Origin of the sequence: Burkholderia sp. SIMBA_051 (assembly GCF_046534915.1) — a bacterium.
Classification (GTDB): Bacteria; Pseudomonadota; Gammaproteobacteria; order Burkholderiales; family Burkholderiaceae; genus Burkholderia; species Burkholderia ambifaria.
The window spans coordinates 1-239 of the sequence record NZ_JAWRXS010000835.1; the positions used below are offsets into that span (position 1 = coordinate 1).

A 239-nucleotide genomic window follows, 5' to 3' on the forward strand; every position below is an offset into this window, starting at 1 on the left:
CCCATCATTTCTTGTAATACATCGCTTAAAACAATCTAAACTTTTTTTATATTTCAGAAAGATATCATTTGGCAATTCTAAAGTTGTTGTATTCATAATAACGGTGTCATCCAAAAGCTCTACTCTATAAACATATCCATCCTGGCCGTTATCTTCTGTTAACCTCTTTGCCATCTTCTCTGCCACGAGAAAATTTGTCGAAAGCCAAATTCCATTTGTGGGTTCTGTAGTTTCTCCTC

The 239-nt window shown here is 35.1% G+C and carries 1 protein-coding gene; it reads right to left on the minus strand.

Annotated features, from left to right (window positions below):
* Window positions 1-186, minus strand: a 186-nt coding sequence (locus tag SB771_RS36795; RefSeq protein WP_410722259.1) for a hypothetical protein, incomplete at its 3' end; no start/stop codon positions are given.
* Between the last annotated feature and the right edge of the window lie 53 nt (window positions 187-239).